Origin of the sequence: Ruoffia sp. FAM 20857, from assembly GCF_045528645.1 — a bacterium.
Classification (GTDB): Bacteria; Bacillota; Bacilli; order Lactobacillales; family Aerococcaceae; genus Ruoffia; species Ruoffia halotolerans.
Genome location: NZ_JBGQRB010000060.1, coordinates 1 through 9563, shown reverse-complemented (window position 1 = coordinate 9563; position 9563 = coordinate 1). Strand labels below are relative to the sequence as shown.

Annotated in this window: 9 protein-coding genes; 7 read left to right on the top strand and 2 right to left on the bottom strand. The window is 36.4% G+C overall.

The window, feature by feature from the left end; translation table 11 throughout:
• Positions 1 to 120: 120 nt before the first annotated feature.
• The 7 genes from ACEN4N_RS10445 (at position 121) to pip (ending at position 8338) form a co-directional block, all read left to right on the top strand.
• The gene (locus tag ACEN4N_RS10445) at positions 121 to 1815 is read left to right on the top strand and encodes an ABC transporter ATP-binding protein (protein ID WP_407094188.1); all 1695 of its coding nucleotides are present in this window, start codon (positions 121 to 123) and stop codon (positions 1813 to 1815) included.
• 84 nt (positions 1816 to 1899) lie between these two features.
• Positions 1900 to 3792 (top strand): ABC-F family ATP-binding cassette domain-containing protein, encoded by a 1893-nt coding sequence (locus tag ACEN4N_RS10440; RefSeq protein WP_407094187.1) that lies wholly within the window; start codon positions 1900 to 1902, stop codon positions 3790 to 3792.
• A gap of 16 nt (positions 3793 to 3808) precedes the next feature.
• Complete coding sequence (locus tag ACEN4N_RS10435) at positions 3809 to 4753, top strand: thymidylate synthase (protein WP_407094186.1); 945 nt, start codon at positions 3809 to 3811, stop codon at positions 4751 to 4753.
• A gap of 12 nt (positions 4754 to 4765) precedes the next feature.
• Complete coding sequence (locus tag ACEN4N_RS10430) at positions 4766 to 5266, top strand: dihydrofolate reductase (RefSeq protein WP_407094185.1); 501 nt, start codon at positions 4766 to 4768, stop codon at positions 5264 to 5266.
• A complete protein-coding gene (gene purB / locus ACEN4N_RS10425) occupies positions 5266 to 6564 on the top strand; it encodes an adenylosuccinate lyase (RefSeq protein ID WP_407094184.1) in 1299 nt (432 codons plus the stop codon). Before ACEN4N_RS10430 ends, purB begins: the two co-directional genes overlap by 1 nt.
• A gap of 15 nt (positions 6565 to 6579) precedes the next feature.
• Positions 6580 to 7386 carry a pyrroline-5-carboxylate reductase gene (gene proC, locus ACEN4N_RS10420; protein WP_407094183.1) on the top strand — a complete coding sequence of 269 codons (807 nt, stop codon included), beginning with the start codon at positions 6580 to 6582 and terminating at the stop codon, positions 7384 to 7386.
• Positions 7387 to 7399: 13 nt separating this feature from the next.
• Complete coding sequence (gene pip, locus ACEN4N_RS10415) at positions 7400 to 8338, top strand: prolyl aminopeptidase (protein WP_407094182.1); 939 nt, start codon at positions 7400 to 7402, stop codon at positions 8336 to 8338.
• 40 nt (positions 8339 to 8378) lie between these two features.
• On the opposite strand, the gene ACEN4N_RS10410 is transcribed toward pip, so the two are convergent.
• On the bottom strand, positions 8379 to 9023 hold the full coding sequence (locus ACEN4N_RS10410; RefSeq protein ID WP_407090184.1) for a hemolysin III family protein: 645 nt from the start codon (positions 9021 to 9023) through the stop codon (positions 8379 to 8381).
• A gap of 105 nt (positions 9024 to 9128) precedes the next feature.
• Positions 9129 to 9302, bottom strand: coding sequence for a hypothetical protein (locus tag ACEN4N_RS10405; RefSeq protein WP_407094181.1), 174 nt, complete (start codon positions 9300 to 9302; stop codon positions 9129 to 9131).
• Positions 9303 to 9563 lie beyond the last annotated feature (261 nt).

Below are 9563 nucleotides of genomic sequence, written 5' to 3'. Positions count from 1 at the left end.
AGTTCATCCGTGGTAAGATGGGTGTAGGTCATTTGTGGTCACTCCTTTGTATTCTTTGGTCGGAATTACAAGTTGAGTGTACCACAAATGGCTGTTTTAGTTGTCTAGCTTAATTTTACAATCGGCGCATATAAAAAATTATTTGCAATCGATTTTATTTGTGCTGTTATTTCAGCTATCTTAGAATTATTCTTTCCGATTGCCGTGAATATGGTGATTGATCAAATATTGCCACAAGGAAATTTACGTCATATTGTCATGTTCTCAGTATTATTATTTGCTTTATATTTATTTAATACGACTATGAATTATATAGTCGTATATATCGGCCATGTCTTTGGGAGCCATATTGAGACAGACATGCGCAAAGAGTTGTTTGAGCATTTTCAAAAGCAATCGTATGCGTATTTTGACAAGATGAAGACTGGGGACTTAATGAGTCGTATTACAACGGATTTGTTCGAAATTAGTGAATTAGCTCACCACGGACCCGAAGATGTTTTTATAACGATTATGACTTTAGTTGGAGCGTTTCTGTTAATGTTAAATGTACATGTCCCATTAGCATTAATGACTGTCGCCTTAATTCCTATCTTAGGTGTTATACTGGGGCTGTTTAGCCGTTATATGGTTAATATTAATGTGAGTATTAAACAAAACTTGGGCCGGTTTAACGCTGGAATTCAAAACTCAATTAGTGGGATGAGAGTAGTTAAAGCTTTTGCTAATGAGACATACGAGAATAATATTTTCGCTGATTTAGCAGAGAAATACCGATTAGCAATGGTTAGATTTTATAATTCTATGGCAACGAGTTCTTCGTTTAATTATATTGTCATGCGTTTAATCAATCTGTTTGCCTTGCTGGCGGGTTCTTATTATACAATTGTAGGTGAACTAACAATTGGTGAGCTCGTTGGATATATTCTACTTTCGAATGTATTTATTCGTCCACTTGAGAGAATTAATGCGATGTTAGAAGTTTATCCAAAAGGTTATGCTGGTTTTGTGAGATTACAAGAAGAATTGAATAAAGAACCAGATATTCTCGATAGCCCCAATGCAGTTGAAGCTCCTAAGTTTGAAGGGAATATTCGCTATGATAATGTTTCTTTCGGTTATAAAAAAGAAAAACCCGTCCTAGAAAATGTAACGATTGATATTAAAGCTGGTCAAACTGTTGCTTTTGTAGGACCATCAGGCGCTGGTAAAACGACGTTAGTAAATTTATTACCTCGATTCTATGAAATTACCGGCGGCAAAATAACGATTGATGGGGTAGATATTCAGGATGTGACAATGCGTTCATTACGGAAACAAATTGGTATTGTCCAACAGGATGTCTTTTTATTTGATGGGACGATTAAAGAGAACGTACTGTATGGTCGCTTGGATGCAACTGATGAAGAGGTTAAAGCAGCCATTGATTCAGCTAAATTACGAGAAGTGATTTCAAATTTACCAGATGGGGTTGATACTCAGATTGGTGAAAGAGGTGTTTCGCTTTCAGGGGGGCAGAAACAGCGCTTATCAATTGCTAGAATCTTCTTAAAAAATCCAAAAATTCTTATTTTAGATGAAGCTACAAGTGCTTTAGATACTGCTACTGAACGATTTATCCAAACTTCACTCGATGAATTGTCACAAGGACGAACATCACTCGTCATTGCCCACCGATTAGCAACAATTACAAATGCAGATCGCATCATCGTTGTAACGCCTGAGGGAATAATGGAGGATGGAACACATGAGGAATTATTAGAGTTAGGCAATATTTATGCTGACTTATATCGTAGTCAATTTGGAGGGATGTAATTATACCCAGGGACCTAATCGTTCCTGGATTTTTTTCAGTCTATTCTATGTTATAATATAGTGAATTTAGCGAGGAGTTTTGATATGAAAGAATTAAAAATTACAAATTTACATAAAACTTACGGAACAAAAACTTTACTAGGTGGAGTTGACTTATCGATTCGCACAGGAGACCGAATTGGTTTGATTGGGCCAAACGGGACTGGGAAAAGTTCACTATTAAAAGTGATTGCCAATATCGATACATATGACGAAGGAGAGATACTCAAACCTAATGATTACCGCATTGGCTATTTGGATCAACATCCAGAATTGGATTTAGATAAGACGATATTAGAGACAGTCTATGATAGCCCAGCACCCCAAATTCAAAAGTTATTACGCTATGAAAAAGCACGCTTAGATTTGGAAAATGATCCTGAGAATCCGACCAATTTCGACCGCTTCACTAAGATGAGTGATGAAATGAATTTAAATAATGGTTGGGAAATTGAAGTGAATGCCAAAACAATCTTAAGTCAGCTTGGCCTGAATGATTTAAGTCGTCTCGTATCTACATGTTCAGGTGGGGAACGTAAACGTATTGGGATTGCTCAAGTGCTAATATCTGAACCTGATTTATTAATCTTAGATGAGCCAACAAACCATTTAGACATATCATCGATTCAATGGTTAGAGAAATATTTAGCTACTTATAAAGGAGCTCTATTACTCGTAACGCATGATCGCTACTTCCTAGAGCGTTCAGTTAACAAAATTGTAGAACTAAATTTTGGGCAATTGAGAGAATATTCTGGGAATTATCAAGACTATTTAACTAAACGAAGCGAAGAAGCAGCCAATAACGAAAGAATGCAAGAGAAACAAAACCGCTTATTCCAACAAGAACTTAGTTGGATGCGCAAGGGTGCCAAAGCAAGAACTACTAAACAACAAGCGCGTATCAATCGTTTTGAAGATTTAAAAGGTTCGATAGAATCACGTAATCAAGCAGATGAAGCGATTGATTTTAACTTTGATCAACAAAGAATCGGACAAAGAATTATGGATTTAGAAAACGTCACAGTTGAGATTGGTGATAAGACTGTTATTGAGAACTTTACGAATAGTTTTATCAAAGGTGAACGACTAGGTATTATTGGTGAGAATGGTATCGGTAAATCAACTTTTTTAAACACCTTAGCTGGATTACATCCAATTACAACTGGTGTGTATGAAATTGGACAAACAGTTAAGATGGCTTACTACCGTCAATTGGATCAAGACTTACCTGGTGAGATGCGCGTTCTAAAGTATTTAACACAAATTGCGGACGAATTTCAAACGGATGGAGGACAATCTGTTTCAGCAGCATCAATGTTAGAGCAGTTTAACTTCCCTAGAGTGACTCACGGTACTCAAATTAAATATCTTTCAGGTGGTGAGCGCCGACGTTTATATTTACTGACATTATTAATTCAAGAACCAAACGTATTGTTCTTAGATGAGCCAACCAATGATTTAGATATTGAAACACTCACGGTGCTAGAAGATTACTTGGATTCCTTTGTCGGAGTCGTAATTATCGTATCCCATGACCGTTACTTCATTGATAAAACGGTGGATCAATTATTAGACATTCAAGGCGAAGGTAAATTTAAGTTAATTTACGGGAATTATAGTGATTATTTAAATACACAAAGTAAGGCACCCGCTCAAGCTGAGAAGACAGTAAGTAAAGATGCACCGAAAAAAGACAACGAAAAAGTAAAGACTGAGAAAAAACGCATGTCTTATAGTGAGAAAAAAGAATGGGCGACAATCGAAAAAGATATCGCAGAAATTGAAGCAGAAATTGAAACAACTCAAGCAGAAATGGCTACACAAGGCAGTGATGCATATAGATTAATGGAATTACAAGAAAAGGTAGAAAGTCTAGAGTTAGCTTTACTAGAGTATTATGAACGTTATGAGTACTTAAGTGAACTTTCATTATAGGAAGGATAATTATAGAATGACAACTCAATATCAAGATTTAGTAAGAAAAGTATTAAACGAAGGAACAAAAAAAGAGGACCGGACAGGTGTTGGAACTTTGAGCATATTTGGGCATCAAATGCGCTTTAATCTTCAAGAAGGTTTTCCTTTATTGACATCTAAACGCGTACCATTTGGCCTCATTAAATCAGAATTACTTTGGTTTCTCCGTGGAGATACAAATATACGCTACCTATTAGAAAACAATAACCATATATGGGACGAATGGGCTTTTAAAAATTATATTGAAAGTGATGCGTATGAAGGACCAGATATGACTGACTTCGGTAGACGTGCCTTAATCGACGAAACTTTTAAAGTTCAATACGATGAAGAAATGACTAAATTTCAAAATGAAATACTTACGAATGATGACTTTAGTGAACGATTTGGTCACTTAGGGGATGTTTATGGTAAACAATGGCGAGCATGGCAATTACGTAATGGTGACACCCTTGATCAAATTAAAATAGTCATTGACCAAATTAAAACAAATCCCGATTCAAGACGTCACATTGTTTCCGCTTGGAACCCAGAAGATGTTCCTTCAATGGCTTTACCACCTTGTCATACCTTATTCCAGTTTTATGTGGCAGATGGCAAATTAAGTTGTCAATTATATCAAAGAAGTGGCGATATCTTTTTAGGTATACCATTTAATATCGCGAGTTATGCATTATTAACGCATTTGATTGCACGTGAAACAGGTTTAGAGGTCGGAGATTTTGTTCATACAATTGGTGATGCTCACATTTATTCAAACCACCTTGAACAAGTTAAACTGTTATTAGAAAGAGATGTTAGACCGTTACCTCAACTCGTAATTCAAAGTGAAGCAAAATTGGATCAAATTGAAAGTAATGAGATTAAAGTAGAGAATTACAATCCGCATCCTTCAATAAAAGCACCGATCGCAGTTTAAGGAAGTGAAATGATGATAACATTTGTATATGCACAAGATTTAAATGGTGGGATTGGATATAAAAACGACCTACCGTGGAATTTGCCTAATGATTTAAAATTCTTTAAAGATACGACCATGGGACACACAATGTTAATGGGGCGTCGAACGTTTGAATCTATGAATAGACGACTACTACCGGGTCGAAAAACGGTTGTATTAACAACCGATACAACATATGGACAAGATGTTCCAGAGCTAACCGTCGTTCATACGATTGAAGACGTATTGGCTTTGTCAGAAGACCGTAATTTAATGGTTATTGGTGGAGCTAAAGTTTTCTTAGATTTAATTGATTATGCGGATCGAGTGGTAAGAACAGTTATCGAGGATAAATTTTTGAATGATGTTGTCATGCCAGAGATTGATGAAGAGAACTGGGAATTATCAAAAGTCGTTCGGGGCGAAACAGACGAAAAAAATATTCATAAACACCGCTATGAATGGTGGCAACGTAAGGAAGAGGGTAAATAATGACAATTGAACGTTATACAAGACCAGAAATGAAAAATATTTGGTCCCTTGAGAAGAAATACGAAACATGGTTAGAAGTTGAGATTGAAGCATGCCAAGCTTGGGCAAACTTAGATGAGATTCCACAAGAAGATGTAGACAAGATTAGACAAAATGCGCGCTTTACTGTTGAGCGAATCTTAGAAATTGAAGAAGAAACGCGTCATGATGTTGTAGCATTTACTCGTTGTGTGAGTGAAAGCTTAGGTGATGAAAGTAAATGGATTCATTACGGTTTAACAAGTACAGATGTGGTCGATACAGCATACGGCTTCCAATTAAAACAAGTCAATGACATATTAAGAAAAGATATTCAACGCATCATCGATGTTGTTGGTAAAAAAGCTAAAGAACACAAATACACCATTCAAATGGGAAGAACCCATGGTGTTCATGCGGAACCAACAACTTTCGGCTTGAAATTAGCTGGATTTTACTCTGAGTTAAAACGTAATCAAAAGCGTTTTGAAGAAGCGGCGAAAGATGTTGAAGCAGGGAAAATGAGTGGTGCAGTTGGATCATTTGCCAATACACCTCCTGAAGTTGAAGCTTACGTCTGTGAACAATTAGGTATCCGTGCTCAAGATATTTCAACCCAAGTATTGCCACGTGATTTACATGCACATTACGTTGCGGTTATGGCGTTAATTGGGACAAGTATCGAACGATTTGCGACTGAAATTAGAGGACTACAAAAAACTGAAACACGTGAAGTTGAAGAATACTTCGCTGCAGGACAAAAAGGTTCATCAGCAATGCCTCACAAACGTAATCCGATTGGTAGTGAGAATGTGACTGGTTTAGCAAGAGTAATGCGTGGATACATTACACCCGCATACGAAAATGTCTCACTATGGCATGAACGTGATATTTCACACTCTTCAGCAGAGCGAATTATCTTACCAGATATAACAACTTTACTAAATTACCAAATCAATCGTTTCGCGAATATCATTGAGAAATTAACTGTCTTACCTGAGAACATGGAACAAAACATGGCAAAAACATACGGCTTAATTTATTCACAACGTGTCATGTTATCACTTATAGATGCAGGTCTAACACGTGAAGCAGCCTATGATTTAGTTCAACCACTGACTAAGATTGCTTGGGATGAATCAAAATCCTTTGAAGAATTAGTTAAAGAAAATAAAACTATCAATCAAAAATTATCAAAAGATGAGGTCAATAACTTATTTGATCCTTCATATCATTTAACACAAGTAGATGCTATATTCAAACGTGTGGGACTAGACTAAAGAAAGAGGGATAACATGCCAACAATTGGAATGATCGGCGTTGGTAATATGGGGTCTGCGATTGCAAAAGCAATACTTAAAGCAGGGTACTCGATGATATTACATAACCGCACACAAGAGAAATTAGCCGTCTTAGCTGAACAAGTTGGCGCAGACGTTGTCGGATCAGAATCATTGGATGAATTAATCAATGAATCAGACATCATCTTTATTGGGGTGAAACCAAATCAATTTGGAACGATCTTTGAACAACTCGATGATTTAGTCATTGAATCTAAACCAAAAACTTGGGTGAGTATGGCTGCGGGGTTATCAATCGCGCAACTAGAAACTTTTACACCCGCTTCACATAAATGGATTCGTACCATGCCAAATACGCCAGTCGAAATTGGCGAAGGGTATATTGCATATTGTACATCAGAAAATACTGACGTTGAAAAAATAACTCTTTTTGAAAAAAGTCTACAGTACGCAGGTATCGTCGAAGCGATACCAGAATCACTTTTTAATGCTGTAACTGGTTTAGCTGGGTCGAGCCCAGCCTTCATATATCAACTGATAGAGGCGATGAGCGACGTTGGAGTAGAACATGGTCTCTCACGTGAACAAAGTCGTAAAATGGCGTCACAGGCTGTAAAAGGCGCTTCTATCATGGTTATAGAGACGGGTATGCATCCAGGCGAACTGAAAGATAAAGTAGCTAGCCCAAATGGCACGACAATTGCGGGTGTTGTTGCGCTTGAACATGCTGGATTTAAATCAGCGATTAACAAAGGCGTAACTGCAGCTATTAATAAATCTATTCAAATGAGTAAGAAATAGAGGGAGAAAAAATATGACACTTGGTTACTTAAATACACCAGTAAATGAGAGCTATCATATTGATGTCACTGATGGTCATTCTTTATATGTTGAAGAATGTGGGAATCCAGAGGGTATTCCAGTAGTATTTCTACATGGTGGTCCTGGGGGAGCTATTAGTGAGAAATCACGTCGTTTTTTTAACCCAGAGAAATACCGGATTATTTTATTTGATCAAAGAGGGACAGGACGCAGCAAACCCTTTTTATCACTTGAGAATAATACGGTTGATGCGAGTGTCGAGGACTTAGAAGTCATTCGTCTCCATTGTCACATTGACTCGTGGATTGTCTTTGGTGGAAGTTACGGTTCAACATTAGCCTTAGCGTACGCTATTAAATATCAAGAAAAAGTGAAGCATCTTGTTTTGCGAGGAATATTCTTAGGCCGACAAGCGGATATTGATTGGTTGTTTAAGTTTGGTGCAAGTGAGTTTTATCCTGCTGAATTTGAACAATATAAATCATTTATCGCAGAAGATAAACAAAGTGATTTAATCAGTGCCTATTATGATCTTATGACCCAAGGTAGTAAAGAAGAGCGAGAGGCAGCTGCCCAACAATGGAATCTTTGGGAATCTAGTCTAGTGTTACATAAGCCAGTCAAACAAGAAGTGTCTCTAGTTAAACCAGGGGATTTATCACTTGGCTTATTAGAAGCCCATTACTTCAAACACAACATGTTTTGGGATGATGATAATTATTTGCCGAATCATGTTTCAGTCTTAAAAGATATCCCAATTCATATTGTCCATGGACGGTATGATGTTGATTGTCGAGTGAGTGGGGCGTTTGAGTTACAACAACAGTTACCACATGCTTCATTAGAAATTATTGAAGAAGCAGGACACTCCCCCTTTGAAGATAATATGATGAGTGCTCTCCTTAACATTATGGATACTTTAGCAAAATAAAAACATCCATTCGTTTCAGCCGAAACGGATGGATGTTTCTTTATACATAAAATAATACGCTGATGTACATGAAGAAAGCACCAGCCATAACAAACAAGTGCCAAATAATATGCATCCACTTGTTATTTTTCATACTATAGAAGATTGTTCCTAAGGAATAAACAATACCACCAATTGCGAGTAGAGCGATACCTGTAATTTCGATGGTTTGTAGAAGTGGATAGATGATTGTGACACCTAACCAACCTAATCCTAAGTACATAAAAGTACTTAAGCGTGGAAACTTATTAATATGGAAAAGTTCAAAAAAGATTCCAATCAATGCTAAGCCCCAAACTAAAATTAAGAAAAATAGTCCTAATCGTCCACCTACACCAATAACTACGTAAGGTGTATATGTACCAGCAATCAAAATATAAATTGCGCTGTGATCTAATCGTTGAAAAAAATCTTTGAATTTTGTAAAACTTAAACTATGGTAAAGGGTAGAATTCAGAAAAAGTATGACTAAACTTGCGCCGTAAACGACATAAGCGAATATAGCAGTGGGTGAAGATACATCAATTCCTTTAATGATAAGTAAGATTAGCCCTACGATACTAAGAATCGTACCAATACCGTGAGTCAATGCGTTCAATACTTCAACTAATATTGCTTTACCTTTCGATTGAGATTTATTATCCATTTACTCACCTTCCAAGTAATTTTAATTCTACTTTAATTATACCAAATAGAAAGCAATAAACATAACTTTCAACTAGTAAATAGTTTAATAAATCTCTAAACCAGATTATTTGCGTTCTATTTTCCAGTCATACTCAGAGAGTTGACCAAATAATTCAGGTTTTTCAGCGAAGTTCTCCATAGCCATATCGATTAATTCGTAATCTAGTAAATCACCAGAATTTTCGAATTCAAACTCAACATTTCCAGTAAATGTAACATGCACAACGGCTTTTCCCATTATTATTCTCCTTCATGGTAACATAAGATAAAATTAATTATAGATATGAAAAAGACAAAGTCATCTGATATATAAAAACATTTGTAATTAGTTAAATCTAAGATATAACTAATAGAATGATAAGTTTTGTTTTGGAGAGTGTAAAATATCTTGTGTAAATAGAAAAAAGGAAGCCCCTTCTGTAGAATAGAGTTACCACACTACATTCACAGAAAAGAGGACTTCCCTATGAACAATCTTACTACAGATATCTTACAGACT

Bases quoted from the DNA above. Each gene is read 5' to 3' on its own strand.
- purB (WP_407094184.1), top strand. From the start codon at position 5,266: ATGACAATTGAACGTTATACAAGACCAGAAATGAAAAATATTTGGTCC.
- ACEN4N_RS10440 (WP_407094187.1), top strand. From the start codon at position 1,900: ATGAAAGAATTAAAAATTACAAATTTACATAAAACTTACGGAACAAAA.
- proC (WP_407094183.1), top strand. From the start codon at position 6,580: ATGCCAACAATTGGAATGATCGGCGTTGGTAATATGGGGTCTGCGATT.
- ACEN4N_RS10405 (WP_407094181.1), bottom strand. From the start codon at position 9,302: ATGGGAAAAGCCGTTGTGCATGTTACATTTACTGGAAATGTTGAGTTT.
- ACEN4N_RS10430 (WP_407094185.1), top strand. From the start codon at position 4,766: ATGATAACATTTGTATATGCACAAGATTTAAATGGTGGGATTGGATAT.
- ACEN4N_RS10410 (WP_407090184.1), bottom strand. From the start codon at position 9,023: ATGGATAATAAATCTCAATCGAAAGGTAAAGCAATATTAGTTGAAGTA.
- ACEN4N_RS10435 (WP_407094186.1), top strand. From the start codon at position 3,809: ATGACAACTCAATATCAAGATTTAGTAAGAAAAGTATTAAACGAAGGA.
- pip (WP_407094182.1), top strand. From the start codon at position 7,400: ATGACACTTGGTTACTTAAATACACCAGTAAATGAGAGCTATCATATT.